General features: G+C 49.7%; 27 protein-coding genes and 1 riboswitch. Of the genes, 23 read left to right on the top strand and 4 right to left on the bottom strand.

The window, feature by feature from the left end; translation table 11 throughout:
- Positions 1–274 precede the first annotated feature (274 nt).
- The 4 genes from lepB (at position 275) to ACO0LE_RS19140 (ending at position 3,417) form a co-directional block, all read left to right on the top strand.
- Positions 275–958: a signal peptidase I gene (gene lepB / locus ACO0LE_RS19125; protein ID WP_422961921.1), complete on the top strand. Its 684-nt coding sequence runs from the start codon at positions 275–277 to the stop codon at positions 956–958.
- Positions 959–1,165: 207 nt separating this feature from the next.
- Complete coding sequence (locus ACO0LE_RS19130; RefSeq protein WP_422961922.1) at positions 1,166–1,681, top strand: Spy/CpxP family protein refolding chaperone; 516 nt, start codon at positions 1,166–1,168, stop codon at positions 1,679–1,681.
- 39 nt (positions 1,682–1,720) lie between these two features.
- A complete protein-coding gene (locus ACO0LE_RS19135; protein ID WP_422961923.1) occupies positions 1,721–2,467 on the top strand; it encodes a response regulator in 747 nt (248 codons plus the stop codon).
- On the top strand, positions 2,464–3,417 hold the full coding sequence (locus ACO0LE_RS19140) for a sensor histidine kinase (RefSeq protein ID WP_422961924.1): 954 nt from the start codon (positions 2,464–2,466) through the stop codon (positions 3,415–3,417). The genes ACO0LE_RS19135 and ACO0LE_RS19140 overlap by 4 nt, the downstream gene beginning before the upstream one ends.
- Before the next feature lie 79 nt (positions 3,418–3,496).
- Here the strand turns inward: ACO0LE_RS19140 and ACO0LE_RS19145 are convergent, their stop codons facing one another.
- Both ACO0LE_RS19145 and ACO0LE_RS19150 read right to left on the bottom strand, forming a co-directional pair.
- Positions 3,497–4,273 (bottom strand): IclR family transcriptional regulator, encoded by a 777-nt coding sequence (locus tag ACO0LE_RS19145; protein WP_422961925.1) that lies wholly within the window; start codon positions 4,271–4,273, stop codon positions 3,497–3,499.
- Positions 4,274–4,473: 200 nt separating this feature from the next.
- Positions 4,474–5,037 (bottom strand): DUF922 domain-containing Zn-dependent protease, encoded by a 564-nt coding sequence (locus tag ACO0LE_RS19150; protein ID WP_422961926.1) that lies wholly within the window; start codon positions 5,035–5,037, stop codon positions 4,474–4,476.
- Positions 5,038–5,316: 279 nt separating this feature from the next.
- Between ACO0LE_RS19150 and ACO0LE_RS19155 the strand changes: the two genes are divergently transcribed.
- From ACO0LE_RS19155 to ACO0LE_RS19240, 18 genes are all read left to right on the top strand, one after another.
- The gene (locus ACO0LE_RS19155; protein WP_422961927.1) at positions 5,317–5,715 is read left to right on the top strand and encodes a diacylglycerol kinase; all 399 of its coding nucleotides are present in this window, start codon (positions 5,317–5,319) and stop codon (positions 5,713–5,715) included.
- A 493-nt stretch (positions 5,716–6,208) separates the two neighbouring features.
- Complete coding sequence (gene cobT, locus ACO0LE_RS19160; protein ID WP_422961928.1) at positions 6,209–7,255, top strand: nicotinate-nucleotide--dimethylbenzimidazole phosphoribosyltransferase; 1,047 nt, start codon at positions 6,209–6,211, stop codon at positions 7,253–7,255.
- A 105-nt stretch (positions 7,256–7,360) separates the two neighbouring features.
- Entirely contained in the window at positions 7,361–8,122 is a 762-nt protein-coding gene (locus tag ACO0LE_RS19165; protein WP_422961929.1) for an adenosylcobinamide-GDP ribazoletransferase, read from the top strand.
- On the top strand, positions 8,107–8,688 hold the full coding sequence (gene cobC, locus ACO0LE_RS19170) for an alpha-ribazole phosphatase family protein (protein WP_422961930.1): 582 nt from the start codon (positions 8,107–8,109) through the stop codon (positions 8,686–8,688). The genes ACO0LE_RS19165 and cobC overlap by 16 nt, the downstream gene beginning before the upstream one ends.
- Positions 8,689–8,753: 65 nt before the next feature.
- On the top strand, positions 8,754–9,110 hold the full coding sequence (locus ACO0LE_RS19175; RefSeq protein WP_422961931.1) for a PilZ domain-containing protein: 357 nt from the start codon (positions 8,754–8,756) through the stop codon (positions 9,108–9,110).
- A gap of 18 nt (positions 9,111–9,128) precedes the next feature.
- Positions 9,129–9,599, top strand: coding sequence for a tetratricopeptide repeat protein (locus ACO0LE_RS19180; RefSeq protein WP_422961932.1), 471 nt, complete (start codon positions 9,129–9,131; stop codon positions 9,597–9,599).
- Positions 9,600–9,692: 93 nt separating this feature from the next.
- Positions 9,693–9,942: riboswitch (cobalamin riboswitch) on the top strand.
- Between the two features lie 163 nt (positions 9,943–10,105).
- Positions 10,106–11,965 (top strand): TonB-dependent receptor domain-containing protein, encoded by a 1,860-nt coding sequence (locus tag ACO0LE_RS19185; protein ID WP_422961933.1) that lies wholly within the window; start codon positions 10,106–10,108, stop codon positions 11,963–11,965.
- A gap of 285 nt (positions 11,966–12,250) precedes the next feature.
- Complete coding sequence (locus ACO0LE_RS19190; protein ID WP_422961934.1) at positions 12,251–13,321, top strand: FecCD family ABC transporter permease; 1,071 nt, start codon at positions 12,251–12,253, stop codon at positions 13,319–13,321.
- On the top strand, positions 13,321–14,151 hold the full coding sequence (locus ACO0LE_RS19195; RefSeq protein ID WP_422961935.1) for an ABC transporter ATP-binding protein: 831 nt from the start codon (positions 13,321–13,323) through the stop codon (positions 14,149–14,151). Before ACO0LE_RS19190 ends, ACO0LE_RS19195 begins: the two co-directional genes overlap by 1 nt.
- A 78-nt stretch (positions 14,152–14,229) precedes the next feature.
- On the top strand, positions 14,230–14,799 hold the full coding sequence (cobO, locus tag ACO0LE_RS19200) for a cob(I)yrinic acid a,c-diamide adenosyltransferase (protein ID WP_422961946.1): 570 nt from the start codon (positions 14,230–14,232) through the stop codon (positions 14,797–14,799).
- Positions 14,793–16,142, top strand: a complete 1,350-nt coding sequence (locus tag ACO0LE_RS19205; protein WP_422961936.1) for a cobyrinate a,c-diamide synthase — start codon at positions 14,793–14,795, stop codon at positions 16,140–16,142. Before cobO ends, ACO0LE_RS19205 begins: the two co-directional genes overlap by 7 nt.
- Positions 16,139–16,702 carry a bifunctional adenosylcobinamide kinase/adenosylcobinamide-phosphate guanylyltransferase gene (gene cobU / locus ACO0LE_RS19210; protein WP_422961937.1) on the top strand — a complete coding sequence of 188 codons (564 nt, stop codon included), beginning with the start codon at positions 16,139–16,141 and terminating at the stop codon, positions 16,700–16,702. Before ACO0LE_RS19205 ends, cobU begins: the two co-directional genes overlap by 4 nt.
- A gap of 10 nt (positions 16,703–16,712) precedes the next feature.
- Positions 16,713–17,747 carry an adenosylcobinamide-phosphate synthase CbiB gene (gene cbiB / locus ACO0LE_RS19215; protein WP_422961938.1) on the top strand — a complete coding sequence of 345 codons (1,035 nt, stop codon included), beginning with the start codon at positions 16,713–16,715 and terminating at the stop codon, positions 17,745–17,747.
- 269 nt (positions 17,748–18,016) lie between these two features.
- Complete coding sequence (gene cobD / locus ACO0LE_RS19220; RefSeq protein ID WP_422961939.1) at positions 18,017–19,042, top strand: threonine-phosphate decarboxylase CobD; 1,026 nt, start codon at positions 18,017–18,019, stop codon at positions 19,040–19,042.
- 62 nt (positions 19,043–19,104) lie between these two features.
- Positions 19,105–20,019 (top strand): cobalamin-binding protein, encoded by a 915-nt coding sequence (locus ACO0LE_RS19225; RefSeq protein ID WP_422961940.1) that lies wholly within the window; start codon positions 19,105–19,107, stop codon positions 20,017–20,019.
- A complete protein-coding gene (locus ACO0LE_RS19230) occupies positions 20,016–20,840 on the top strand; it encodes an ABC transporter substrate-binding protein (protein WP_422961941.1) in 825 nt (274 codons plus the stop codon). The genes ACO0LE_RS19225 and ACO0LE_RS19230 overlap by 4 nt, the downstream gene beginning before the upstream one ends.
- Before the next feature lie 225 nt (positions 20,841–21,065).
- The gene (locus ACO0LE_RS19235) at positions 21,066–22,502 is read left to right on the top strand and encodes a cobyric acid synthase (protein WP_422961947.1); all 1,437 of its coding nucleotides are present in this window, start codon (positions 21,066–21,068) and stop codon (positions 22,500–22,502) included.
- 226 nt (positions 22,503–22,728) lie between these two features.
- The gene (locus ACO0LE_RS19240; RefSeq protein ID WP_422961942.1) at positions 22,729–25,032 is read left to right on the top strand and encodes a TonB-dependent receptor plug domain-containing protein; all 2,304 of its coding nucleotides are present in this window, start codon (positions 22,729–22,731) and stop codon (positions 25,030–25,032) included.
- A 152-nt stretch (positions 25,033–25,184) separates the two neighbouring features.
- On the opposite strand, the gene ACO0LE_RS19245 is transcribed toward ACO0LE_RS19240, so the two are convergent.
- Both ACO0LE_RS19245 and ACO0LE_RS19250 read right to left on the bottom strand, forming a co-directional pair.
- Entirely contained in the window at positions 25,185–25,550 is a 366-nt protein-coding gene (locus ACO0LE_RS19245; RefSeq protein ID WP_422961943.1) for a nuclear transport factor 2 family protein, read from the bottom strand.
- 27 nt (positions 25,551–25,577) lie between these two features.
- Positions 25,578–25,940 carry a GFA family protein gene (locus ACO0LE_RS19250; protein WP_422961944.1) on the bottom strand — a complete coding sequence of 121 codons (363 nt, stop codon included), beginning with the start codon at positions 25,938–25,940 and terminating at the stop codon, positions 25,578–25,580.
- 209 nt (positions 25,941–26,149) lie between these two features.
- On the opposite strand from ACO0LE_RS19250, the gene ACO0LE_RS19255 reads away from it, so the two are divergent.
- Positions 26,150–26,698, top strand: a complete 549-nt coding sequence (locus tag ACO0LE_RS19255; protein WP_422961945.1) for a cytochrome b — start codon at positions 26,150–26,152, stop codon at positions 26,696–26,698.
- The last annotated feature ends 215 nt before the right edge of the window (positions 26,699–26,913 follow it).

The following is a 26,913-nucleotide window of genomic DNA, read 5'->3' on the forward strand; positions in this document are numbered from 1 at the left end:
GCCACGTTCAGTGACTTGTTTAATCGCTTCTGCTTTGAATTCTTCAGTGAATCGACTCTTTCTCATGATGTACTTCCTTCTCAGTTTTTGACATTATTAAATGTCTACTGAATTAGGGGAAGTCCAACTTAGCACTAACCACTAGACTCAGGCCTGGCATTAACCGGCCCAAGTTCTTTCTTCGATAGATGCTCTTGAATTATCCTGAAATCACACAAGATCTGGCGAAGGCTTACACTAGAGTTTCAGCTAACCGTATTTGGAGAATGTCATCATGTTTAGCCCTAAGAAATTAATTGCTGAGAACAAGGGTTTCATCTTGTTTGTGTTCGGCATGGTATTGGTCCGCAGCGCATTGGCAGATTTTTATCTGGTGCCATCGAGTTCCATGTATCCGACCTTAGTCGAGGGGGATAGGGTGATCTGCAACCGCCTTGCTTATGATGTCAAACTTCCTTTTACTGATGTGATCTTGTCTCATGTGGCAGATCCTGTGCGCGGTGATATCGTGACCTTCAGCTCGCCGGAAGATGGCACTCGCTTGGTCAAACGCCTGATCGCTGTGCCAGGTGATGTGGTCGAAATGCATGATGAACAATTGGTGATTAATGGTGTACCATCAGATTATCAAGAGGCTTTTGATAATCCCGCCAATCACCTGACGCCACGCCGCGAATATCAGGGCAAACAACTCGTCTATCAAGAGACCTTAGGAACAAAACAGCATGGCATCATCGTGATGCCAGAGCGTCAGGCAATGCGCTCATTTGGCCCCGTCACCGTGCCGGCAGGCCAGTATCTGATGTTGGGCGACAACCGTGATAACAGTAAAGACTCTCGCTATATCGGTTTCGTCAAACGCGAACTGATTACCGGACGCGTCAACCGTTTGCTGTATTCACTGGACGGAGATAATTATTATCTACCAAGACTTGAACGTATCGCGGCAAAGACCTAAAAGAGATTGATTAGTCGCTCCTAAAAACCGAGGACATGAAATAAAATTCATGTCCTTTTTCATTTTCTTCAAAAGAATACGTCAATACGTAAGAAACCTCAGGTAATTCATACTTTACAAATCTTTACTCTACGCTACACATCATCTTGACGCGCTTCTCTGAGACTTGGTACGGGGCTTTCCCATAATTTTTTCAGGAGAAGAATCATGCGTAATTTCATAGTCAATCAACGGCGGTCAGTCGTCTGGGTTATTGCTGGCATGTTTGCGTTGCTGCTGCTTGGTGTGGCCGGATTGAAGGTGCATGCAGGTAGTATGCATGATCAGCATGAGGCTTATGGCGCAGGTATTTTGCTGATGGGGCTGAGTAGTCCGGCGTCATTTGCAACTGGTTTAACTGGCTTGCCAGCGCATATCGATGCGATTGCCAGCTTGAGTGAGCAGCAAAAAACGCAGACAATGGAAAAAGTGAACCAGACAAATGCCGAACTGAGTGCATTGCAGCAGCGGTATCAAGAGAGGAACGACAAGATGTTGAGCTTATTGACTCAGGGAAAAATAGACGAACAGGCGATTGAACGTTTGCGTAGCGAGCAGTTATCGACTGCGGATCAGGGATCGCGCCGTGTCACGCAGTTGATGATAGATTTGAGTAAGCTGTTAACACCCGATCAGCGCCAGCGTTTCAGTAAAGCGTCCAGCCGTCATGGTAGCCATGGTTGAACTGCATCACGCTCATATCACGAGGGGCAGATACCGGACATGAATTCACGGATTCTGCTCGTTGAGGACGACGTTCGTCTGGCTGAAATGCTCTGTGAGTATTTGGGGGAGATGCATTTCCAGGTTGATGTCGCCGGTACCGGAGCAGAGGCATTGACGCGGCTAGCCAAAGAGTCGTTTGACCTAGTCGTGCTTGATCTGATGTTGCCGGATCTGGATGGCCTTGAGGTCTGTCGCCGCTTACGTCGTTTTAGTGATGTACCGCTTCTGATGTTGACCGCTCGTGGCGACGCTACTGATCGTATCGTTGGACTGGAGCTTGGAGCTGATGACTACCTACCTAAGCCGTTTGAACCCCGTGAATTACTTGCCAGACTATCGGCTATTCTAAGGCGACAGCGGCGGGTTGCTGAGACGCTGTATTCCAAAGATGGCGGTGATGTATCGCTTGATGTGAATTTATCAAAACAGTCAGATCGTCGCTGGCACTTTGGCTGCCTGGAAATTGACCCTGACGCGCGTTGCTTGAAAAAACACGGTGTTATACAAGCACTCACGTCGTATCAATTTGATTTGCTCTTGGCGTTAGCTGAAAACGCGGGTCGTGTATTGACGCGCGACTTCTTGCTAGATCGCGTTAAAGGTGAAAAATTAGAAGCCTTCGATCGCTCTATTGATGTCCATATTTCTCGTATTCGTATGGCAATTGAGGATGATACGAAGTATCCGCGACGGATTATCACGGTCAGAGGTGCGGGCTATGTATTTGCGAAGGTACAGGAATGAAATCACGTCTTTATCTCCGCTTTTATCTTACCCTGCTTGCTTGTCTTGCGGTCTATACCGTTAGTGGGATGGCGCTACGTCATGGCATTGATAATGGCCTTCCGCTTTATGCTTGGTCGTTTGTATTTGGCGGCCTGGCATTGATCGTCAGTATTGGTGCGTATCCTTTTTTCAGACGCCTGACATTGCGGCTTGAGCGATTGCAACAAGGTGTGGAATCGCTGGGGGAAGGTGATTTGTCCGCACGCGTAATGGTCGAGGGTAGCGATGAGGTTGCACAACTTGCTCATTCGTTCAATCGCGCCGCAGAAAAAATAGAATCCCTGGTCGTAGCACATAAATCCTTGTTGTCTAACGCGTCGCATGAATTGCGTACGCCATTGACGCGAATTCGTTTGACGGTGACCTTGATGAAAGAAAGTGCCGAGCCGAAGCGGCGTGCGGAGCTGGAGCAAGACATTGCCGAGTTAGATGCGTTGCTGGAGGAGATTCTGTTGGCAAGCCGCCTGGAAGTGCCGATTGAGCCGGATAAGATGGAGGAAGTTGATTTGCTGGGACTACTGGCAGAAGAGTGTGCGCGCTATGATGATGTTGAACTCGATGGCAGTTCTTTTGTCTTGCAAGGGCATTCGCGCTTATTGCGGCGCTTAATCCGTAATTTATTAGAGAACGCCAGACGCTATGGCAAGCCACCGACGAATGTCATGTTACGCGGCATGGATGAAGGTGCAGAATTGATCGTAAGCGATCATGGACCAGGTGTCTCGGCAGAACATCTTGAGCGTGTTTTTGAGCCGTTTTTCCGTAGTCCACACATTTTGACGAATACCGGCTTTGGTCTTGGATTGGCCTTGGTAAGGCAAATTGCCAGGCGTCACGGCGGGGAGGCGCGTTGTGAGCTGACTGCCACTGGTGGTAGTCAGTTTGTAGTACGTCTGGCTCGCCTTTAAGCCTTCACTATTAAGTCGTTACTAAGTCGCGACTCAATCAGAGTTGTCCAAGGCTGTATCGTTACAAAGAGGCTACTGCTCAGGACGGCACATAGCCCAGCGTTTCAGAGATCTGTTCTGCCGTAGAAATCAGATCCTCCAGCCATTCTTCTTGCAAGCGATCTGCTGGTGCTGAAATCGATAAGCCGGCAATCATCTTGCCACTGTCATCGCGTATTCCAGCCGCCATGCAACGAACGCCGAGTTCTAGCTCCTCGTTATCGCGTGCAAAGCCATGTTCGCGGACGTCGGCGAGTTCTTTTTCCAGTTTATGCAGATCGGTGATCGAATTTTTATTGTGGCCTGCCAGCCCTGTGCGGGTAGCATAAGCGCGGATCGCTTTCGGCTCATCGAGCGACAAAAATAATTTGCCGGTCGAGGTCAGGTGTAAAGGCGCACGGCCACCAATCGCCCGCACGACTTGCATACCTGAGCGTTCTGAAAAAGCTCGGTCAATGTACACAATTTCATCGCCCTGACGCACCGATAAATTAATGGTCTGGTGAGTCTGACGGTGCAGGGTGCGCATGAATTCCAGCGCGGCCTCGCGCACATTCAGACGACTTTTGACAATATTACCCAGCTCCAGCAAGCGCATGCCTAACCGGTAAGAGCCAGCCTCGGCACGATCAACAAAGCGGGTTGTAACCAGGTCGTTCAGGATGCGGTGCGCGGTGGATGGGTGCAGTCCAGTCACGATGGCGAGTTCTTTCAAGCTGACGGGATCCTGATAGCGTGACAGGGCGTCTAGCAGGGAAACCAGTCGTTCGATTACCTGTATGGAGGTTTTGTCGGCATTCGTGGTGTCGTTTTTCATAAGATGGTTGGTGCATTGCAATATCTGCTTTATACCACAATGTGAAATGCACGTCAGCTTGTTGGTGATAGAAATAGAGCTAAATTGATCATCATGCTGAAATTAATCAGCACATGCAGCGCCGTTCTGTTTTCTTGTTTTTGTTTGGCGCAGCTTCTCGAGAGTTATCCCTGAACTCTAGTAGGAAAATGAGGTATAAATTAATTCAAGCGCGCGCCTTGAGTTTTTCCGTGACTTGTTGCGGCATCGTATTGACGATCTTTTTGGTTATATTCCTTGAGTATTTGCAAGCCAGTCTTGTTTGCCTGCGATTCAAGCTGCTCGCAGCTTGGCATGCTTGGCAAATGGAGTATTGCTTGCTCTACCGCGTTGGCAGCCTGTTTCCCATTATTGTAGTGTCCAAGTTCATGCGTTTTGAGTGCCGCAGCATATTGATCAAATTCCGATTGCTGGACTCTGGAGGGAGTGCCAGCTAATTTTGGCAAAGTAATCGTTGAGGATAAATCAACTTTCACCCTACTCATGGTGCATTCGCCATTCGCAGTTTTTTGCCACCAGAAATGCCATTGCACCCACCATTTGGTATAGCCATGAAAGACATTGCCGTTTTCTCGTATGGGAGAGGCATTATTTAAAGTCACATTGAGTGGAAGTTGAGCATCGACTGTCGCCGGATAATCAATATAGTCTAGACGTTCTGTTACTTCAGCATACGTTGTGCTCGCTACCGACAGAATGAGAAGGCAAAATACTAATTTATTCATGGGCTAGTGAATTCAAAATTGGAAGATATCGCGAAGCTAGTCTACAGCGTTGCACATTGTTGTCATGAACTAGTGCCGTAACTTTATTGTCAAGCCAGGGACGTTCTATGTAGTCGAACACATTGCTCACATAGATTATCGCTGCGTTGATCGCGGAATTAAGCGCGGAATTATTACTTATCCTGTTCCAAGTCATATATTTGTGACTCGGGACTGTTAAAATCTGCGCCATTATGAGTTTATCAGCGTCCCTACAAGTAATTTATTCAGGAATACCACATGAGTGATCAGGAACAAGCTGTCAGCGAGTTTAAAAGTAAGAGTGGAGTTAAGCGTATTTTTTCTGCGTTTTTTTATTCGATTGATGGTTTTAAATCTGCATGGAAAAACGAACACGCTTTTCGGCAGGAGTTAATTTTAGTCGTGATCGGGGCCATTGCTGCATTGGGCTTGCCTGTGTCATCTTTTGAAAAATTGATGATGATTGCCAGCTTATTGCTGATTCTGGTTGTGGAGCTGATTAACTCAGCAATCGAAGCGGTTGTGGACAGGGTCTCGCTTGAGCGTCATAGCTTATCAAAAAATGCGAAAGATTTCGGGAGTGCTGCGGTGTTGTTGACGTTGCTGATTTCGCTTGCAACCTGGGGCGTGATTTTATTTAACCGTTTCTATTATTGATGGTAATTTCCGGCACTGCGTTAGCGCAGACCGGCTGAGTTGCAGGCAGTGGTAAGTTGCCTGCATCGATATATACTCCCCACTATTTTTTATTAAAAGCATCTAGTCCGCAATGTTGATGCGGTGCTTATATTTATACTAGGGTAGAGTATTTGTATTTTAGCTTGAAATTGAATGTTGTTTGAATACTGATTCAATACCGATTTAATACCCATATTTGAGTGAGCATGGCGATCAGTTAATGCAAAAAAATCACCGAAAAACTATCGCGCATAGTGGTGATTTCGGGTGAAAAATGAGAGGCGCTTTCCTTTGCTTGCTGTAACGACAGCGAGTAACTTGTGATGCTGAGACATTTTTAGATGTAAGGTATCGCCGCACACTAACCGCACCAGAGATTTTTTCTAAATAGTAAACACGACCGATGTTTTTATCGTAGTACAAGCATCACGATGCTTCTCTATCCTCTTATTTTCCTAATTTCTTTCATGTCATGACGACACCAGTTTCCGTTGCCCTCGTTATTGCGCCCACCTTTGACGCTGTTTTATCCGATGCGCTGACTGCTTGCGTCAATAACAAAACTAAACCTCTGGGGAGTCTCGGCTCGTTAGAAGGAATCGCGAAACAAATCGGTATGATCCAGCGTACCACCAAGCCCGTACTGAATCAGCCGGCGATCATGGTCTTTGCTGGTGATCACGGCGTGGTTGCCGAGGGTATATCTGCTTATCCACAAGATGTCACCTGGCAGATGGTAGAAAATTTTCTGGCTGAAGGCGCGGCGATCAATGTGTTTGCCCGCCAAAATGGTTTGGCATTACATATTGTTGATGCTGGCGTAAATCATGATTTTGGCGCGCGTGATGGTTTGCTCGATCGTAAAATTGCAGGTAGTACCCTTAATTTTGCAAAGGAACCGGCGATGTCGGTAGCGCAGTGTCAGGCGGCAATGCAAAACGGCAAAGATCTGGTGGCGGCTCTGCCGGGAAATGTTCTTGGCTTCGGTGAAATGGGTATCGGCAACACAACTTCCGCCGCCGCATTGATGCATAAATTAACTGGAGTCGCTGTGGCCGATTGCGTTGGTGCTGGCACAGGCCTGGATGCCGCCGGTGTCCGGCATAAGCAAGAAGTGATTGAAGGCGCGGTAAGTCTGCATGCCGCGGTCAGTGACCCGCTGGCCGTCCTAGCCTGCTTTGGCGGTTTTGAAGTCGCGACCATGGTTGGCGCGATGCTGGCGGCTGCCGAGCGTCGTATGGTGTTGTTGATTGACGGATTTATCGTGACCAGTGCCTTATTGGTAGCGGCAAAATTGCAGCCGTCAATTCTTGACTATTGCATCTTTGCGCATCGATCTGACGAGAGTGGTCATGCAAAGATGTTGACGGCTCTGGGCGCCCGTCCTGTGCTGCAATTGGATTTGCGTCTGGGTGAGGGCACAGGCGCGGCGCTGGTGTATCCGCTGGTGCAGGCTGCGGTGAATTTTATGACTCAGATGGCGACATTTGAGTCAGCACAGGTTAGTGAAAAATCCTAGGGCACTAATGATGGTGAATGTCATGATGCGCATTACTGCAATTTAATTTTGAATGAATTTGATTGAGTCCGTCTGCCATTTTTTCGACTATTTTGACCAAAATTTATGCACCAGATCCGCTTGTTTTTTATCGCATTGCAGTTTTTTACGCGTATCCCTATTCCATCTTGGGTCGGGTTCGAGGCTGCATGGTTGCATCAGGCATCGCGTTATTTTCCGGTGGTTGGCTGGGTCGTCGCACTGGTGGTGGCGCTTGTTTTTGGGCTGACACATCTGGTGCTACCGCAGGCGGTGGCGGTGATCTTGTCGACCGCGGCAGGGATTTATCTGACCGGCGCATTTCATGAAGATGGCTTCGCTGATGTCTGTGACGGTTTTGGTGGTGGCATGACCCAGGAACGAGTGCTGGACATCATGAAGGACTCGCGGGTTGGTGCGTATGGCGCTATTGGAATTAGTCTCATGTTGCTAGGTAAGCTGACGGTGCTGGCGAGTATGCCAGTGCAATATGTGATTCCGGCTTTATTGATTGCGCATCCTTTGTCGAGACTGGCTTCTTGCAGCCTGATTTATGCCCTCGATTACGCCCGTCTTGAAGGCAAGGCGAAACCTCTGGCACAACACATGTCGGGCACTGAATTTCTGATTGCGGGCTTGACAGTGTTGGTACCTGTTGCAGGGCTGATGTACTGCGGACTGGTGCCGCTCAATAATCTTATTCTCGCTGCCGTCTTGCTGGTTCTTGCGAGCTGGTGGCTGGCGAGGATGTTTGTGCGCAGGATTGGTGGTTATACCGGCGATTGTCTGGGGGCTGTGCAGCAGTTATCTGAGCTTGCGTTCTATGTCGGTTTATGCAGCTCTATCTGATCCGTCACCCCAGACCTGAGATTGCACAGGGGATTTGTTACGGACAATCCGACGTACCGAGTAGTGAGGCGCAGTGCCAGCTGGTACTGCCTTCCTTGTTGCCCGCATTGCGCAGTATGTTGCCAGCGGATCACATTGCGCAGACCGCTATTTATTCCAGTCCCCTGCAACGCTGTCGCCTGCTCGCAGCGCATCTTGCTGCCGGTCTGCAAGTACAAACGCAATTTGATCCCCGTTTAATGGAAATGAATTTTGGTCGCTGGGAATTGCAGAGCTGGGATCAGATTCCTCGTGTTGAGATTGATGCCTGGGCTGCTGATGTCAGCGGATATCGTCCCGGTGGCGCTGAAAATGTCCTCGACATGGCAGCGCGAATTATCGAATTTTTAGAAGAGCTTGTTACGCAGGGTGATAAAAAAAAGAATGTAATGATCGTCAGTCATGCTGGCTCGATGCGCCTGATGCTTGCCTATCAAGCAGGGATCAGCCCCGAAGCAATGGCGCACAAAGTGATTGCCGATCACCAGGTGATTGATTTTGGTGAATGCAGGCAGTTGCAATTATAAATATAGCAATGCTAATATCGTTTAAAACCTACTTTAAAAAGCACTAAGATGCGGAGAGCTTAGTAATGATTGAACTACGAAGAAGTCCGCGTATTAACGTAATCTGGCGAGCTGCAGTCAGACTTCCCGATGGCAGCTTAATCGCCACAAAAATCGTTAATTTATCAACCGGTGGAGTTCTCATGCAATGTCCTATTCCACTTGAGGTCTCGCGCGAATATCAAATTATGATAGAGGTGCCGGGAATTGCCGATTTAAGTAAAGAGCAGTTTAAGGTTGCCTGTAAGGCCTTTGTCCAGCACTGCATACTGTCCGATGGGGCCTATCGCATCGGGGTAAAATTTAACGGACTCTCTGATCTGCACCAGCGTCTGGTCGATGCCTGGATTTCAAAAGCAGTTAAAACTGATCAGTCAGCTTGATACCTTTAGCGACTCAAATTGCAGACCATTCATGATGTAGAGTTTCAAGCCCATGAGGCTTGGGAATGCGGTGACCTTCACCGCGCTTTTTATTGCTTTTTAGCCGGCGCTGAACTGGATCTGCCGGGATGCATGACAAACTTGGGATATTTTTATGATGCAGGTCTGGCAGTGCGTGCCGATAAGTCAAAGGCACTATATTGGTACAAAAAAGCCTATCGCCTGGGATCGCCTTCTGCTGCTGCAAACATCGCTATGCTACATCGGGAGCGACGCCGGTTTCACTTAATGTGGCGCTGGTTCTATTTGTCCGCAGCCCTAGGGGATGGCGATGCGATGCTTGATTTAGGCAAACGCTATCAGGTAGGTCAGGGTGTCAGCAAGTCACAACTGATAGCACGTCGCTGTTTTTTACGAGCGCTCAAATCACATCAGATCACTTCTGCCGGTCGTGCTGACGCACAAAAGTTATTACGCAGATTGCGTTGACTTTTGCTTGTTTCGCACTGGCCTGTAACATTGGTCGACTTCGATTGATGCAATAAAGGACGGGGTTTAACTTGCTGCAAAACAGCTCTGGCTTTAGAATGGCGGAGTTTTGGTGCTCGCGGACATGTTCATGTCTGCGGTTAAACGGGAAACACTAGGTGAAATAGAGTCGTTTCGCAAAGGTGTGCTGCCCCCGCAACGGTGTACAAGCGCGGTAGAGAGTGGGTCTGAAAAGATCAGTCGCTGCTGCAGTTTTCTGCAAATACCACTATGTCTTCAGACATGGGAAGGTCGGAAAATGACGCTTGTCAGCCCGGATACCGGCCAGAATAAGAGAAGTGCTACCGACACCCCTAGTGGATATTCATTAGCGGTCAGTTCAGGTGCTGTCTGAGTAATACATTAGGCAGTGAGTGATTGATCGTTTGCGTGTAAAAGTTTTGGTGGCGCTTTGTGTTCATGCAGCCTGCGGGGACGTTGGCTGCTTGCCCTTTTTCATTGTAATCATGACTTTTTCATTCAAACCGCTTGCCATCAGCGTTGCTGTGGCTGCTATTTTTCCATCCATTTCTGTTTTTGCTCAAACTACAATAGCTTCGGCTAGTGGACTAAACGTCGTCGTTACTGCCGGTCGTCAGATGCAGGCCGCCAAAGATGTGCTGGCAGACAACGTTGTCATTACCGCCGACGACATCGCTAAATCCGGTGCTGCCTCGATCGTCGATCTTTTGCAGCAACAGCGCGGCATCGAGATTGCACGTAATGGTGGTCCAGGCTCCAATGCGTCAGTATTTATCCGCGGCGGCGCTAATGCCCAAAACGTTGTACTGGTCGACGGTATCCGGATTGGTTCCTCGACCTCAGGCGGTGCTACCTGGGCAACTATTCCTCTGGCTCAGATTGAACGCATCGAAATCGTCTACGGCCCTCTGAGCAGTTTATATGGAGCGGACGCAGTCGGTGGCGTCGTACAGATTTTTACTAAAAAAGGTAGTGGCGTCATCACTCCGACGGCATCCGTTGGTCTGGGTAGCTATGGCTTGCGCAAAATTGCCGCCGGTGTTTCCGGTTCGACAGATGGTAGCTTCAGCTTTGCGCTGAATGCTGGTCACGAAGAAGCTGACGGCTTCTCTGCGACACGTCCGACTGCCCCCCCCTTCTCGTACAATGCCGACAAAGATGGCTACACGCTGGATAGCGTCAGTGGTCGCCTTGGCTACGAAATCGCCAAAGGTCATGATCTTGGCATCAGCTTTTTGCAAAGCCGTTTGAATGCCCAGTTTGACGCAGGTCCTGGCTACGACGACCGCAATATCCAGAAGCTGGAAACGCTGGCGATCTTTAGCAAAAACCGCTTTGCCAGCAACTGGCTCAGCACAGTGCAAATTGCAGAAACAGCTGATAAAGGTTTTTCTGATGCATCCTACGACAAGAGCCAATTCGATACCAAACAGACTAGCCTGAACTGGCAGAACGATATCAGTCTCGGCAAAGATGTTTTGCAATTGGTGTACGAGCATCGCGAAGAAAAAGTTGAATCGACGACGAAAGAATTGATTGGCAAACGTACGACTAATTCTCTTGCAGGTTCTTATGTCTTCAAACAAGACGCACATCTGGCCAGCGCCAGTGCCCGTTATGACGACAGCTCACAGTATGGCTCTAAGGTAACTGGCAGTGTCGCTTATGGCTATCGCCTGAGCGATGCTTTGCGCGTCAATGCTAGTTACGGTACCAGCTTCCGCGCGCCGACTTTCAATGAGTTGTACTACCCGAGTTACGGTATTTCTACCAATAAGCCTGAGAAGGCAAAGAATGCTGAAATCGGTATCTACTACGAAGATGGCGTGAGTCAGTTGAGTGCGGTGTACTACTCGAACAAGGCAACGGATTTGCTGGTCACGGCGAATGTCTGCCCGGTAGAGCAGGCTAGTCATAAGTACGGTTGCGCTTATAACGTCAACAAGGCGACCTTGTCCGGACTGACGCTTGGTGGTTCTACTCATTTGGGCGATTTGACTTTGCGCGGCTCTCTGGATATTCAGAATCCTAAAGATGACACGACCGGTTTGCGTCTGGCACGTCGTAGCAAGCAACACGGTAGCCTGGCTGCAGAGTACGCGATTGCCAAAGCTAAAATCGGCGTAGAAACAGTATTCTCCGATGATCGTTTTGATGACGTAAAAAATACCCAACGATTAGGTGGTTATAGTTTATTGAATCTGTATGCGACTTACGATGTTGCCGCGAACTGGTCAGTGATCGGTCGCTGGAACAATGCCTTGAACAAGGACTATGAGCTTGCAAAGAACTATACAACGATGGGGTCGAATGTCTTTGTCGGATTGAATTACGGTTTTAAATAAAGTGTTGATATTCCCCTCGGGTTTACGGGGGGAAGACATTTGTACTCCGTCTCCTGCTGCTGGTTGATGGAGTATATGTGAATAGTGACGCGACCATGTCTGCACCGACGCACATCTCTTCACGTTGATTTGCATTGGCTTATATTAGTTTTACGTCAGTTTTGCGTTAATTAAGTTGGATGTTCTGATTTTTTTCTAACTCATTCATATCCAGTTATCAAGGATAAGAATGCGTTAGAAAGGAAATGGCAGGCCATTTCTGTTGAATTTTTCATAGGGCGGATCGTGTCATTAGCTACTTCTTCAGGCTCCGGTATCACCGCTACGGCGCTGGTTAGCAGGCACCGTTCCCTGCGTGCTTCTCGCATTGTTCTTGTATTAGTCCTCGCCTCATTCGGCAGTATTACGATTGCCTGCTTAACAGGATCGGTATCACTGTCATTCACCGAATTACTTCATGGTCTGCTTGAGCTACTGCATGGCAAGCCTTCGACGCTGGCTGCGACCTTACTGGAACTGCGTTTAGGCCGCGCGCTATTGGGTTTTGTCACGGGGGCAACGCTGGCTCTGGCGGGTGTCATGATGCAGGCATTATTACGTAACCCTCTGGCGGATCCTTATGTGCTAGGTATTTCCGGTGGTGCCTCGGTCGGTGCTCTGGCGGTGATATTACTGGTCGGTATGGGCTGGCTGGTGGATCTTGCCGCGTTTGGCGGTGCTATTGTGGTTGCCATTTTGTTGTTCGCTCTGGCGTATCGCGATTTTCGTGGTAGTGGCAGCTCGGATGGCAGCGCACCACTTTTATTATTGACCGGTGTCATTGTGCAGGCTGGCTGCGGTGCCTTGATCACACTGATGTTATCGATTGCTCCTGACAGCCGTTTGCGCGGTATGGTGTTCTGGATGATCGGTGATTTATCGAATGCAGATTCTCGTGTGCTGCCCTGGATAATCTGGAGCGTCATTCTGGTGTTGGCATTACGTATGGCGCGATCCATCAATGTCGCCGCCATGCATGCCGATAACGCACTCAGCTTGGGTGTGAATATCGGTCGGTTACGACAAACTCTGTTTATCTGCTCGGCTTTATTGACGGCGAGTGCAGTCAGCAGTGCTGGCAGTATCGGTTTTGTCGGACTGATTATTCCGCATGCATGCCGCTTTGCCTGGGGCCCGGATCATCGCTTGCTGATTCCCGCGGCAACCCTTGCCGGGGGAAGTTTTCTGGTCCTGGCGGACACACTGGCGCGCACGGTAGTCGCACCACAGCAATTACCGGTTGGTGTGATTACGGCGATGATTGGCGTCCCCTTATTTCTGCTGCAATTGCATCAGTTGAGAAAGCAGGGGCGGTGATGACTATACTTGCACAGGATGGTCTGAACATCAGCATATCTAATCCCGACTGTCTAAATACCATCTTATTACGTATCAGCGATCTGAATTTATCCGTCGGCAAAAGGGTTTTACTCGCTGCCTTGCAATGGCAAGTCCATCCCGGTGAGTGCTGGTGTGTGATCGGTCGCAATGGCGCTGGCAAGAGCACATTGCTGCGTACTCTCGCAGGGATGCGTCCCGTCGAGAGTGGTACGATTCTGATTAGGGACAAAAAACTTCAGCAATGGTCACTTGGCGAACTGGCCAGAGAGCGCTCTTTTTTACCGCAGGGAAGAGTGGATGCCTTCGGTTACCGTGCGATTGAAACGGTGTTGAGTGCGCGCCACCCTTATCACGATACGCATTACTGGGAATCATCAGACGACCTAGAACTAGCGTATGCGGCTTTACAGGAATTAGATGTTACTGAGATGGCCGAACGCGATGTGCGCAGTCTGTCCGGTGGTGAGCGCCAGCGCGTAGCGATTGCTGCTTTGCTGGCACAGGATGCTGCGCTGATGCTGCTGGACGAGCCTGCCAATGCACTCGATCTCGCGCATCAGGTCAGTGTGATGCAACTGTTCTCCCGGTTATGTCGTGACCACAACAAGTCGGTTGTGATGGTTAGTCACGACCTTAATCTCGCCCATCGTATTGCTACCCATGCCTTGCTCCTGATGGGAGATGGCCGCTGGGAGGCCGGTCCAGTTGATCAGGTCATGACAGCGGACAAACTCAGCCTCTGTCTGGGACATCCATTGGAACTGATACGACATGGTGGTCAAACTCTTTTTTTACCAGGACACTAAAACGTGAATACACCGATAGACACCACTCCAGCCGAGCCGCTCATTGAAGCTAACATCATTACGCGCCATCAACGCCGCATGCAGCGTAAAAAAGAATTGATGGATCAGAAGATCGAGGCTGCTCAGCGCAAGACAGGTGTTCTGGTCATCAACGCCGGTAACGGCAAGGGCAAAAGCTCTAGTGGTTTCGGGATGGTGATGCGGGCAATGGGGCATGGCATGCAAGTCGGTGTGGTGCAATTCATTAAAGGAGCGATGTCTACTGGCGAAGAGATTTTTTTGCGCCGTTTTCCAGATGAAGTCAGCTTTCATGCCATGGGTGAGGGCTATACCTGGGAAACCCAGAATCGTGAACGTGATATTGAAAAAGCACAGCTAGCCTGGCAAAAAGCCAAAGAATTTTTAAGCGATCCCAAGATCGGTATGGTCTTGCTCGATGAACTGAATATTGCGCTCAAATATCATTATCTCGATGTACAGCAGGTGATTGCAGACCTTGATGCACGGCCGGAGATGCAGCACGTGATCATCACCGGGCGCGGTGCTTTGCCTGAGTTGATCGAGGTCGCTGATACCGTGACGGAGATGCAGGTCGTCAAGCATGCCTTTAAAGACGGCATCGTTGCACAAGCCGGGATCGAATGGTAATGCGACCATCAGCCGCCCGCGTTGTGCTGATTTCAGCGATCGCATCAGGTCAGGGAAAAACCACGGTAACAGCCGCATTGGCACGCAAACTGACTATGCTAGGGCAACGTGTTCGGGTATTCAAAACAGGTCCTGATTTTATTGATCCCATGATGCTGGAACGTGCCAGCGGTGCGCCGGTATTGTCGCTGGATTTATGGATGGTTGGTCTGGAGGCGTCACGTGCTCTGCTGGCGCAAGCTGCGGCTGACGTCGATGTAGTTTTGATTGAAGGCGTGATGGGTTTGTACGATGGCAATCCCTCTTCTGCCGATCTGGCGCGGGCTTTTGGTGTGCCGGTACTCGCGGTAGTCGATGCATCTGCAATGGCACAAACCGTCGGTGCGGTCGTCACAGGTTTACGTGACTTTGGTCCGGTCTCAATGGCGGGCGTTATCGCGAACCGGATTGCCTCAGCAGGTCATGCGCGTATGGTCGCTGATGCCATGCAAAAAGTACCGCTCAATCCCATTCCCTTGCTGGCGAGTTTGCCTCGACAGGAACAAGGTTTACCTGAGCGTCATCTGGGCTTGGTATTGCCGGACGAGGTCGTGCAGATAGAGCATATTCTGACTACTCAGGCCGAGCAGTTAGCGCTGGACATGGATGCATGGAACGCCTTGCCACTGACGCAATTTGAGTCAGCAGAAAATACATGGGAAAAAATACCGGCGCTATTGAAAGACAAGACGATTGCGATTGCCCGTGATGCTGCGTTCGCTTTTATCTACCCTGCGAATATCGCGTGCCTGAAAGCACTTGGTGCACAGATCGAATTTTTTTCTCCGCTGGCAGATGAGCCCGTACCGGACCAGGCTGACGCCGTGTATTTGCCGGGCGGGTATCCTGAGTTGCATGCCGAGATTCTTAGCCAGGCGCAGCAATGGCAAGCATCGATACGCGCGGCGCATACGAGAGGTTTGCCTATCCTTGCTGAATGCGGTGGCATGATGGCACTGACTGATAGTCTGATCGATCAGCAAGAAGCCAGCTGGCCGATGGCAGGTATTTTGCCTGGCCGTGTGATCATGCAAAAACGTCTGGCGGCTCTGGGCGGACAAGCATGGTCGGGTAATGCAGGTGAGCTGCGTGGACATACTTTTCATTACTCTCGTTTTGAGACTAGCTTAACGCCGCATCACCATACCTACAAACATACTCCAAACCAGGCAGCGCATAACGCAACCGACGAGCAGGGCGAAGCAATTTACCGCGATGGTAAATTACATGCTTCGTATTTTCATGCGTACTTTCCATCGAATCCTGTGGCGGTCGCCCGCTTGTTTTCTGGAGAGATGCTATGACACGTACTCTGGTGTTTGGCGGTGCCCGTTCCGGTAAAAGCGCTCACGCCGAACGTCTCGCTATCGCGTCCGGCAAGCCGGTGATTTATCTTGCGACAGCGCAGGCCGGAGATGCTGAGATGCGCAGCCGTATTGCGCATCATCAGACCCGGCGTCCCGCAGAATGGCTGACGGTTGAGCAACCATTGGCGCTGGCGGATGCCATCGCACAATACAGCAGGCCGGACAATTTGATTCTGCTTGATTGCCTGACTTTGTGGCTGTCGAATTTGCTGTTTTCTGAACAGTTAGAGATGCCGGATATCGGCGCGATTACGCCGCCTGCCTTATTTACAGAGCAGCGCAATTTATTTTTTCAGGCGCTGGCATCTTGTCGCGGCGATCTCTTGATGGTGTCTAACGAAGTGGGTATGGGCATCATTCCGCAGGGGGCTATTTCGCGCTGGTTTGTCGATGAAGCCGGACGCCTGAATCAGGCTGTCGCGGCGCAGTGCGAGCAAGTCGTCTGGGTCGCGGCAGGATTACCTTTGTATCTGAAATCACCCGCCTCGCTCTCTTGATCGGAAGTGCATGACGTTCTCATTGCCGCTACCTTTATGTTTGATACTGACTCCCGCTCTGGTACTGCTCTGCGTTGTGCTCGGCCTGGTGTGGGATCGCTGCTTTGGCGAAGTGCGTCGCTGGCACCCTTTAGTTGGTGTCGGCTGGCTGGCAAACCGCATCGAAAGCAGCCTGAATCACGATCATGATCATCATACTCAGCATGATCACGAACGTGGGCATGAGCATGAACGTGAGCATGATTCTACCCGTCGTATGAGTTACCTGAAGGGCTTGCTCGCCTGGTGTGCCGTGGTTTTGCCCGTCGTCGTACTGGCACAGATAGTGCTGATTTGGTGTGCGTATGTGAATCTCTGGCTGGCGGTTTTTGTGCATGCTGGTTTGCTGTATTTTTGTCTGTGTTTGCAAAGTCTGCGTGAGCATGCTGAGCCTATTTTTCGGGCATTGGAGCGAGGCGATCTGGCGGAGGCGCGACGTCGTACTTCATATATTGTCAGTCGTGATACGGCTCAGGCGACTGAGCAGGATTTGTCGAAAGCCGCAGTGGAATCCGTTCTGGAAAATGGCTGCGATGCGGTATTCGCCGCATTGTTCTGGTTTGTTTTGTTGGGTGGTGCTGGCGCTGTGCTTTATCGCTTGTCAAACACACTGGATGCGATGTGGGGCTATCGTTCACCGCGGTTTTTGTACTTTGGCCGCGTTGCCGCACGGGTTGACGATGGGTTGAACTGGGTGCCGGCGCGACTGACGGCGATCTCTTATGCCGTCCTGGGCAATACACGCCTCGCCTGGCGATGCTGGCGTCAACAGGCACCGGCGTGGCCTAGTCCCAACGCAGGTCCGGTGATGGCTGCCGGTGCCGGTGCGCTGGAACTTTCTTTGGGCGGTGTCGCGGTGTATGACGGCGTTGCTGAGCAGCGCCCGACATTGGGGGCAGGACCGTCACCTGTTGCTAGTGATATACAAAGAGCGTGGCGTCTGGTGAGGAATACCAGCTTGTTGTGGCTGGGCTGTCTGACGATGATGCTGATGCCGTTTATGTAGGATTTACAAAAAATGGAAAGCAGTTTGTCGTTGTTCATAAACTATCCGCAGGCTGGATGCGGTTTTCCAATGTATTTCGTGCCAACAGGCGCGTCTGGATTGCGAAGTCATTTTTAAAATCGATACATCATGACAACGTTTACTGTGTGCTTCCCTCAACGTTATTGCGTAAGTCAGAATGATGTAAAGATGTAGAAATCGAATGAGATATGACGCGCAGTTAGTATGTAATCCGTGTGTGATGAAGGTCGGAAAAAACGGAGTTCTGTATGCTTGAGCATGGTGGTAATTTGCGTGATGCGCTGGTGCGCTATGGGCGTCCCGCCGCAGACTGGCTGGATTTGTCGACAGGGATTAATCCCTATTTTTATACCGTCTCGCCAGATTTTTTGCAGCCGAATGCCTGGCATCGTTTGCCGGAAAAATCATTTGCTTTAAGTCAGGCGGCACAGGATTTTTATGGTGCGCCAACGATGCTGGCTGTGGCAGGTACGCAAGTAGCAATTCAGACTTTGCCGTGTTTGCGTCCCATCTCAAAAGTCGTGGTGTCCGCCCCCTCGTATGCCGAGCATGCCTATCAGTGGCGGCAGCATCAGCACCAGGTCCGTGAAGTCGCTTATGACGCATTGGCAAGCGCGATACCAGACGCCGATGTGGTGGTCGTCTGCAATCCGAATAATCCTACCGGCGCGCTCATCGAGCCGGATGTGTTGCTGAATTGGGCCGCACAACTTGCTCGCAGAGATGGCTGGCTGATTGTCGATGAAGCCTTTGCCGATACCATGACTGATCTGAGTGTTGCGGCATATACCAATCGTCCTGGCCTAATTGTCTTGCGTTCGGTCGGTAAGTTTTTTGGTCTGGCAGGTCTGCGTCTAGGATTTGTCGCTGCTCAGGCTGAGTTACTGGAACGTCTGGAAATTCATCTAGGTCCTTGGACTATCAGCGGTCCAGCGCAGCAAATTGCGACTAAGGCGCTCATGGACCTGGACTGGCAGCAGGCTATGCGCGTCGAGCTGGCAGGGCAGGGAGAACGCTTGCGACAACTTTTGCTGGAGCATGGACTCGGTAGTTCAGGTACGGATTTATTTCAGTGGTGCAGCGAGCAGAATTTGCACTGTGACGCCGAACTTTTCTGGCAGCACATGGCGGAGCAAGGTATCTGGCTGCGGCTATTTCGTCAGGCCGCGCGTGGTGTGCGATTTGGCTTGCCACCGGATGAGGCGGGCTGGCAAAAATTGACGCAGGCATTGACGCTATGGCGTGTTCGTCAGTCCATCCAGGCGGCTGCTTAGGTTTGGTCCGCTTTGTGTATTTGATGTGCTTTAGTTCTCTTCTTTCATTTTATAGACCAGCGATGACTCTATTACGTATTTCACATTGGACCGTGCTGGCAGTCACAGCAATATTGTCACTCACCGTCACCACTCCCGCTCGAGCCTCCATCAGCGTGACGGATGATCTGGGTAACATCATTACCCTGGCTCGTCCGGCGCAACGTATTATCAGCTTGTCGCCGCATGTCACTGAGCTGGTGTTCGCCGCTGGCGCTGGTGAGCAGTTGATCGGCACTGTCAAATATAGCGACTACCCCGCTGCTGCCAAGGCCATTCCCCGTGTGGGAGATAACCGTCAATTAGATATAGAACGTATCATCGCCTTGAAGCCTGACTTGCTGGTGGTGTGGATGCATGGCGCATTTGAACGTCAACTGGAGCCATTGCGCAAATCCGGTATTCCGTATTACTTTAGCGAGCCACATAAGCTCGAAGAAATTCCCACGACATTATTCAAGCTTGGTCAGTTATTTGGTACTGAAAAACAGGCGCACATCGCTGCGGATGAATTTCGCCAGCAGCTCCAGCAACTGACTGCGCGTTATCAGAATAAGCCGGTCGTCAGAACCTTTTATCAAGTCTGGGGTAAGCCGATTTACACCTTGAACGACAAGAGCATTGTCAGCGATGCGATCCGTATTTGTGGCGGCGAAAACATTTTTGGACGATTATCTCCAGCAGCGCCGGTGGTCGGGCTGGAATCGGTGATTCAGGAAAACCCTGAAGTGATTTTGACTGGCGATAGCAAGACGCAGACGACCAGCGGTATTGAACAATGGAAGGGCGTTAGTAATCTGCTAGCGGTAAAAAATAATAATCTGGTCGTGATTGACGGTGATCAGTTAAATCGTGCCGGACCGCGGATTATAGAAGGCGCGAAGGCTGTGTGCGAAGCGCTGGACCAAGCCAGAAACAGACGGGGAGGTAAGTCATGAGTCTTTATCAGCGTATTGCCTGCCTCTCTACCGAGGCGGTAGAAACTTTATATGCTCTGGGTGCCGAAGACTGTATCGTCGGTATTTCTGGTTACACCACGCGACCAGCACGGGCGCGCGAAGAGAAAATTAAGATCAGTGGATTTTCCTCCGCAAAAATAGATCGTATTCTCGCAGTGCAGCCTGATCTGGTTGTCGGCTATTCGAATATGCAGGCGGAGATGTGTCGCGAATTAATTTCAGCCGGTATTGAGGTGCATGTCTTTAATCAGCATACGCTTGCAGGTATCTTGCGCATGATTGCCGTACTTGCCAACCTGGTCGATAAACAGGAGCAAGGCGCTCAACTGATTGCGACATTGCAGGCGCAGATTGATCAGGTTCAGCAGCAGGCAGCACAATGGACACGTAGACCCAAAGTCTATTTTGAAGAATGGAACGAGCCGCTGATGTCGGGTATCGGTTGGGTTTCGGAATTAATTTATCTGGCAGGTGGCGACGATGTATTTAGTGAACTTGCTCAGCATCACAGCGCAAGACAAAGGATCATCGCCGATCCGGCCGAAGTGATACGTCGTGCCCCGGACATCATTATCGGATCGTGGTGCGGGAAAAAATTCAGACCAGAAACGGTATTGGAGCGTGATGGCTGGCGACAAATTCCTGCCTGCCAAGATGGAATGGTCACCGAGATTAAATCAGCAGATATTCTATCGCCGGGGCCGTCTGCGATTCTGCATGGTTTGCCCCAGCTACATCAATTGATTGGGATGTGGCAAAGCAAATACACAGACGGTTTGTCGTCATCAGTAGTGTCTTGATCCGTAGAGTGCAGCATTATCAACACTTGCTATTGCTGAGTACAAAACGCAGAACAGTATTGTTTGACGTGGATATCTATATCCGGTGTTGCGTGGAGAAATTAATATACTCCCCCTATTTTTTTAAAAAATGCCCTTATTCCGCATATTAGTAGGAGGGATTCTATTAATACTGCTACCAGTATCTTATTTTATTAAGCTAATCTCATGAAAATCACGACCTTAATGGTGCAGGGCACGACCTCGGATGCGGGTAAAAGCACCGTGGTTGCTGCAATATGCCGCCTGCTCAAAAGACAAGGCGTGGCAGTCGTGCCGATGAAGCCGCAAAACATGGCGCTGAATAGTGCCGTGACGATAGACGGTGGCGAGATCGGACGCGCTCAGGCCTTGCAGGCGGTCGCTGCGGGTTTGCCTGCACACACCGACATGAATCCGGTCTTGTTGAAACCTTCGTCGGACACCGGCGCACAGATCATCATCCATGGCAAAGTGCGTGCCGATATGAATGCGCGTGATTACGATCAATATAAAACCGTTGCCATGCAAGCCGTACTGGAATCGTATACTCGCTTGCAGCAGCAATACGAGAGCATCATTGTTGAAGGGGCAGGCAGCCCGGCAGAAGTGAATCTGCGTGAGCGGGATATTGCGAATATGGGATTTGCCGAGGCAGTCGATTGCCCTGTGATTCTGGTAGCCGATATTGATCGCGGCGGTGTGTTTGCCCACTTTCTCGGTACGCTGGCCTGTTTATCAGAGTCAGAGCAAAACCGTATCGTTGGCTTTGTCATCAATCGTTTTCGTGGTGACATTAGCCTGCTGGAACCGGGTCTCCGCTGGCTGGAAGAAAAAACTGGCAAGCCCGTGCTCGCTGTTTTGCCATATCTGCATGGCCTGATGCTGGATGCTGAAGACGCGATCCAATCGAGTCAATCCGGCCAGGGTAAATTCCGCATTATTGTTCCGGCGATTCCCCGTATTTCTAACCACACCGATTTTGATGCTCTGCGTGCCCACCCTGAGGTCGATTTGCAATTCATTGGGCCCGGCAGGGCGATTCCTCCGGCTGATCTGATTATTCTGCCTGGCAGCAAAAATACCCGCGCTGATCTGGCGTTTTTAATAGAACAAGGCTGGCAGCCAGTCCTAGAAAAACACCTGCGCTACGGCGGCAAGATTATCGGCATTTGTGGTGGCTATCAGATGCTGGGACATGTCGTCAGCGATCCTCACGGAGTCGAAGGTGCACCGGGCGATTCAGCCGGGCTTGGTTTATTGGATATCACTACCGAGCTGACACAAGATAAACGCCTGCAACAGGTAACGGGGCGCTGCCTGTTCGGCAACGATGGTGCGGCAGCCAAGGTCAGCGGCTACGAAATTCATATGGGTATCACTTACGCAAGTAATGAGACGCAAGCCGTTTTTGAACTTGATAACGATAGCAAGGAGCTGGAAGGAAGTCGCTCGCCAGATGATCTGATTCTTGGCTCCTATCTGCACGGCTTATTCGATCATCCGGAGGCTTGCGCCGCCTTACTGGCCTGGGCAGGTTTGCGCAGTGAGGTCAAAGTCGATCTGGCAGCACTGCGTGAATACAGTATCGACCGTGTTGCCGATGCTTGTGAGCCTCTGCTGGCTGCTTTGCAGGCTCTCTAAGAGGAGAGGGAGCAGAAACTTGGAGCAAGAGTGGTTGATTCATCAAATTAGCGGGACAAAAAAGCCACAAAAAAGCTGAACCAGGTTGAAACAGTATGAAACACTTTGAGAGGGGATGAAATAAGCCGAATCAGGCTTAATGAGATAATGGGAACTTGTATCGTAGCTATCTTGTCCAAGCGGCGACCTGATTAGTAACCCATTATCTATTCACCTTAGTGATCTCATGCCCTCAAATCCGTTCTCGTTTCGTCGTGCCATTTTGCCCTTAGCCGTATTTTTGGCCTACAGCCCGATCAGCTACGCACAACAGGCTGTTCCTGCTGACGTTGATAAAACTCCTCCTGCACCACCTAAGCCCGTCCCAGCTAAACCTCAGGCCGCTCCGGCTGCTCCAGCAGTGCCAGCAGCAGCGGGTGAAAAGCTACAAAAAGTAGAAATCAGCGGGGCTAAAGGCTATGACGAACGTCGTCAGGATACCGCGACCAAGATTGTGGTTACACAAGAAGATATCGTGCGTTATGGCGACTCCACCGTCGCCGACGTATTAAAGCGCCTGCCAGGTGTGACGATTGGCGGCGTACAAGGACGCGGTGGTGATATCCGTATGCGCGGCCTGGGTTCTGGTTATACGCAGATTCTGTTGAACGGCGAACCTAGCCCGCCGGGGTTTTCTTTGGATTCTATTTCACCAGATCTGATTGAACGCATCGAAGTCATCCGTGCCGCGACAGCGGAATTTAGTACGCAGGCCATCGCCGGCGCGATCAACATTGTATTGAAACGAACAGTACAGACCGCACAACGAGAACTTAAAATCGGCGCACAGGAGGATGGCGGTAAATTCGGCGAAAACCTCAATTATCAAATATCCGATAAATCCGGCAAAATTTCTTATTCAATTTCCGGCTCGATCAACCACGGCCAATATGAGCGCCCGTCCTGGATGGATGAAGTTAGTACTGGTAAGACGGTATACGTACGCCGTACGGATTTTCTGAATTGGGGTACATTCAATGGTATCGGTTTTTCGCCACGCATTAATCTGACTTTAGATAATGGCGACACCATTACTACTCAAAGTTTCGTCAACGCGAATCGTTTTTCTGGTCATAGCAATGATCATGCTTCGGCACCACTACTGACTTATTTACCGACTTTTGTGGATGATTTGACGCAAATCAATTCCGAATTTGCTACGATTCGTACCAATCTTAACTGGATTCACAAGCTCGCTGACAGCGCCAAACTAGACCTCAAACTAGGTGCTAACTACAATCGTCGTAGTTCGGATGTGAATACTCAAGGTTATGAGGTCAATAATACAAAGTTACTTGATCGAACAAATAGCTCAAATGCTAGTGACAAAGGTTTGACTTGGGGAGGAAAGTACACTGCGCCTTTTATTGAAGATCATGCACTCGTTGTGGGCTGGGATGGCGCCTACAGCAAGCGAAATGAAAGCCGTAGGCAGAACGATGTCGTTGCGATCAATAGTTGTTCTGATCCTGCCGATCCCAATAGCAAATATTGTGTACCGCCAATCAATCTGAATGAAAATTTTGATGCGACAGTTACTCGTATGGCTTTATTTGTGCAAGATGAATGGAATGTGACGAAGCGTTGGTCCGTCTACGCTGGCATGCGGTGGGAGGGACTGAATACCCGTAGTCAGGGTAACACCTATGATAGTGTGAATAACCGCTCGAGTGTCTGGAGCCCTATTTTGCAAACTTTGTGGAAGCTGCCAAATAGTAAAAATGATCAGGTACGTCTTGGGTTGACTCGCACCTATAAAGCGCCAGATACAAGTAGCCTGATTCCGAGGCGTTTTATTTCTAGTAATAATAATAGCCAAACTAGTCCAGACAGTATGGGTAATCCAAACCTTAAGCCGGAGTTGGCATGGGGTCTGGATGCAGCATTTGAACATTATCTGACTGATGGCGGCATGATGAGTATTAGCACCTTCGTGCGCCGGATTGACGACATCACGCTCACTAAGCTGTCTCAAATCAATGGGAGTTGGACTAATATGCCAGTCAATGCAGGACAGGCAACGACACGCGGTATTGAGATGGAAGCGAAGTTCCCGCTGCGTTCAGTCATGAATGACGCACCAGCGATTGATTTCCGTGCGAACGCCTCATTCAACTGGTCGAATCTGGAAACCGTACCCGGACCGAATAACCGCCTGGATTCACAAACACCTATCAGTGCTAATCTTGGCCTTGATTACAAACTCGACAAAATTCCGCTGACGTTCGGCGGCAACATGAGTTTTCAGGACGGCGGTCCAGTGACCTTGTCAGCAAACAAGACTGCGTATTCGGTACCAAAACGTCAGTTAGATATTTATGGTTTATGGAAGTTCGACCCGAAGACAAATCTACGCGTTTCTTTAGCGAACACGCTGCATCAGGATAATATCTCTGCATCGACCTATACGGATGCAACCGGCTCCCTGAGGCAGACTACAACGACGCCAACGACGGTTGCGGTACGTGCGATGCTGGAGCTGAAAATTTAAGTGAGATTTAAGCGGTAATGCTATGAGTGTCAATGGTATTAGCCTTAACGCGATAAAAAAAGCGGACTGGATATTTATATTCAGTCCGCTTTTTTATTCAACGACCTTTGCCAGGATAATTTTTTCTTGTTTCAGAAAAGAAAAAATCAGCTTTAATCTAAGGTCTTAGTGCCAAATAAAAACGAACCTGACTGGATTTTTCCGTTCTCGATATGATAAATCGCAACTAATCGGATGGTGCCCGTACCTTCAGGAAAGGTGCGGGTAACTTCTTCATGATCGATCACCATATTCTCCATCACACTGCGCTGAATCAGACGAGCATGCAGATTGGGTTCCTGAAAGCGCATTCTGCTGCGCTCACGAATTTCGGCCTTGCCGCTGGCGACTAATTTACCAGGATGTTCGAACTGCTGCGCGTCGTCGGCGTAGGTCGCCAGCCATGCTTCAAGATCGCAGGCGTTATATGCATCAAGCTGCTGTTGAACAATGGCTTCCGGTGTTAAATTTGGGCTCATCTGAATGTTAATCCTATAAAAATACTGTCACAGCAAAGTCTGAGATGCGCCATCTCCAACCGCAATATCGGTGAACTGAAAAGGATCGACTCCCTCAATGCACGCCACATTAAAACCAAATTGCGTGGGATTACTGCGTCGTTGGTGATGCGTATAGATACCGCAAACCTTACAAAAATAGTGCTTTGCCGTATTAGTATTCCATTGATACAGCGTCAGCATCTCTGCACCTTTGATAATGCGCAAACTTTCGATGGGGACGCTGGCGATAATGGATCCTTTACGACGGCATAATGAGCAATTACAACGTCGCAGATTTTCCAGTCCATTCGCCAGGTCAACTTCAAATTCCACGGCACCGCAATGGCAATGTCCTTTTTTAGTTTCCATGTATTTCCTGAATAAATTGATGAGGAGTTCATTAAATTATCTCTTAATCCTTAAGCTAACTTAAGGAAAATTACATAGTTGCAGGATACACTGGCTTATTGCGATTTTGCGATAGTCGATTCAGAAGAGTCGATGTCAGATAGAGACGGTAGAACTGTGCCGCTGCGAAAGAGTAGCGTATATGAAGTAATCACATGAGGGACACAATAATGAACCAGGTTTACGACAAAAAAACAATACGATTGCATTGGATCAGTGCGGCACTGGTAATCGGTCTGTGGATAGTAGGACAGTGCATAGATTTTTTTCCTAAAGGGACGCCACGTATTACCGTGCGCAGTCTGCATATCTCTTTTGGAGTTTTACTGGCCGTGATACTGGCTGTGCGTCTATCCTGGCGGTTTGGTGCCGGAGTTAAATTGCCTGCAGCTGATACTGGGCTAATGGGACGTGCAGCGATTAGTGTGCACCACTTCCTCTATCTTTTGCTCGTTGCGATTGTGCTTATCGGCGCTGCTTGTGTATGGCTGAGAGGCGACAATATATTTAACTTATTTACTGTTCCCGCACTTGATGTCACCGATAAATCACTGCGCCATGACGCAGTAGAGTTACATGGCTTGATCGCGAACATCTTGCTTGCGGTCGCTGGCTTACATGCCCTTGCTGCGATTTTGCATCATGTCGTTTTAAAAGATAAGGTATTGGCTAGAATGTTACCGCGTTTGTCTGATAAATCGAGGTCTGATCAGGCATAAACTTGGCTGAATTTAGTTATCCAGCAATCAGCTGGATGGCATAAAACACGGAACTGATCGCAATAGGCTTGTCTATTCTCAGTATGGAATGGTAATCCCCCCTGCAAACAAGCGTTGAAATGAGTAGAATTTTCTAAATATGATTTTTGAAAGTTCTGCATGAAGCCTTCCCGTTACACCGACAGTCAGATCATCGCCATCCTCAAGCAGGCCGA

Origin of the sequence: Undibacterium sp. Xuan67W (genome assembly GCF_049340165.1) — a bacterium.
In the GTDB taxonomy this organism is placed as follows: Bacteria; Pseudomonadota; Gammaproteobacteria; order Burkholderiales; family Burkholderiaceae_D; genus Undibacterium.

Bases quoted from the DNA above. Each gene is read 5' to 3' on its own strand.
- lepB (WP_422961921.1), top strand. From the start codon at position 275: ATGTTTAGCCCTAAGAAATTAATTGCTGAGAACAAGGGTTTCATCTTG.
- ACO0LE_RS19130 (WP_422961922.1), top strand. From the start codon at position 1,166: ATGCGTAATTTCATAGTCAATCAACGGCGGTCAGTCGTCTGGGTTATT.
- ACO0LE_RS19135 (WP_422961923.1), top strand. From the start codon at position 1,721: ATGAATTCACGGATTCTGCTCGTTGAGGACGACGTTCGTCTGGCTGAA.
- ACO0LE_RS19140 (WP_422961924.1), top strand. From the start codon at position 2,464: ATGAAATCACGTCTTTATCTCCGCTTTTATCTTACCCTGCTTGCTTGT.
- ACO0LE_RS19145 (WP_422961925.1), bottom strand. From the start codon at position 4,273: ATGAAAAACGACACCACGAATGCCGACAAAACCTCCATACAGGTAATC.
- ACO0LE_RS19150 (WP_422961926.1), bottom strand. From the start codon at position 5,037: ATGAATAAATTAGTATTTTGCCTTCTCATTCTGTCGGTAGCGAGCACA.
- ACO0LE_RS19155 (WP_422961927.1), top strand. From the start codon at position 5,317: ATGAGTGATCAGGAACAAGCTGTCAGCGAGTTTAAAAGTAAGAGTGGA.
- cobT (WP_422961928.1), top strand. From the start codon at position 6,209: ATGACGACACCAGTTTCCGTTGCCCTCGTTATTGCGCCCACCTTTGAC.
- ACO0LE_RS19165 (WP_422961929.1), top strand. From the start codon at position 7,361: ATGCACCAGATCCGCTTGTTTTTTATCGCATTGCAGTTTTTTACGCGT.
- cobC (WP_422961930.1), top strand. From the start codon at position 8,107: ATGCAGCTCTATCTGATCCGTCACCCCAGACCTGAGATTGCACAGGGG.
- ACO0LE_RS19175 (WP_422961931.1), top strand. From the start codon at position 8,754: ATGATTGAACTACGAAGAAGTCCGCGTATTAACGTAATCTGGCGAGCT.
- ACO0LE_RS19185 (WP_422961933.1), top strand. From the start codon at position 10,106: ATGACTTTTTCATTCAAACCGCTTGCCATCAGCGTTGCTGTGGCTGCT.
- ACO0LE_RS19195 (WP_422961935.1), top strand. From the start codon at position 13,321: ATGACTATACTTGCACAGGATGGTCTGAACATCAGCATATCTAATCCC.
- cobO (WP_422961946.1), top strand. From the start codon at position 14,230: ATGCAGCGTAAAAAAGAATTGATGGATCAGAAGATCGAGGCTGCTCAG.
- ACO0LE_RS19205 (WP_422961936.1), top strand. From the start codon at position 14,793: ATGGTAATGCGACCATCAGCCGCCCGCGTTGTGCTGATTTCAGCGATC.
- cobU (WP_422961937.1), top strand. From the start codon at position 16,139: ATGACACGTACTCTGGTGTTTGGCGGTGCCCGTTCCGGTAAAAGCGCT.
- cbiB (WP_422961938.1), top strand. From the start codon at position 16,713: ATGACGTTCTCATTGCCGCTACCTTTATGTTTGATACTGACTCCCGCT.
- cobD (WP_422961939.1), top strand. From the start codon at position 18,017: ATGCTTGAGCATGGTGGTAATTTGCGTGATGCGCTGGTGCGCTATGGG.
- ACO0LE_RS19225 (WP_422961940.1), top strand. From the start codon at position 19,105: ATGACTCTATTACGTATTTCACATTGGACCGTGCTGGCAGTCACAGCA.
- ACO0LE_RS19230 (WP_422961941.1), top strand. From the start codon at position 20,016: ATGAGTCTTTATCAGCGTATTGCCTGCCTCTCTACCGAGGCGGTAGAA.
- ACO0LE_RS19235 (WP_422961947.1), top strand. From the start codon at position 21,066: ATGGTGCAGGGCACGACCTCGGATGCGGGTAAAAGCACCGTGGTTGCT.
- ACO0LE_RS19240 (WP_422961942.1), top strand. From the start codon at position 22,729: ATGCCCTCAAATCCGTTCTCGTTTCGTCGTGCCATTTTGCCCTTAGCC.
- ACO0LE_RS19245 (WP_422961943.1), bottom strand. From the start codon at position 25,550: ATGAGCCCAAATTTAACACCGGAAGCCATTGTTCAACAGCAGCTTGAT.
- ACO0LE_RS19250 (WP_422961944.1), bottom strand. From the start codon at position 25,940: ATGGAAACTAAAAAAGGACATTGCCATTGCGGTGCCGTGGAATTTGAA.
- ACO0LE_RS19255 (WP_422961945.1), top strand. From the start codon at position 26,150: ATGAACCAGGTTTACGACAAAAAAACAATACGATTGCATTGGATCAGT.